Genomic DNA, 454 nt, shown 5'->3' on the forward strand with positions numbered 1-454 from the left:
TTTATAATGATTGCCGCAGATTAATCTATTGCAGTGAATCAATTGATTCTTCTAAAAGATGACAACACTCAAAAAATTAATCCCGCCTTCAAAATCATTCTGCCATAGCTAAATTCGTAATTGCTATAATCTACGAAGCAAGGACCAATAAAAGGACAAATTGTCGTCCCGATTTTGTTTTGTAATTTTTTATAAGAATAGCCCAAGCTAAATACAAAAAAAGATCTTTTATAAATCGGAAACTGGTAACCCATTCCAATATCAGCATAAATGCCTCCGGTAAAATCATACGTATCATACCCGAATATTTCTTTTCCCGGTTTGTTCTTTAGCGGAAAATCATAGCCAATATCCCCATAAACGAAACCTCTTTTTTCATTTCCAAAATGCCATCTTGCATCAAAAAATAATGGCAATGTTTTGTAAACATAATTATCAATCCCAACTCCAATAC

1 protein-coding gene is annotated in these 454 nt (G+C 32.8%); it reads right to left on the minus strand.

The genetic code is table 11. The features are described from left to right. Positions 1 to 68 precede the first annotated feature (68 nt). A partial coding sequence (locus D7V77_RS44145) for a hypothetical protein (protein WP_158624604.1) occupies positions 69 to 454 on the minus strand: 386 nt, incomplete at its 5' end.

It is taken from the genome of Corallococcus sp. CA041A, from assembly GCF_003612075.1.
Lineage (GTDB): Bacteria > Myxococcota > Myxococcia > Myxococcales > Myxococcaceae > Corallococcus > Corallococcus exiguus.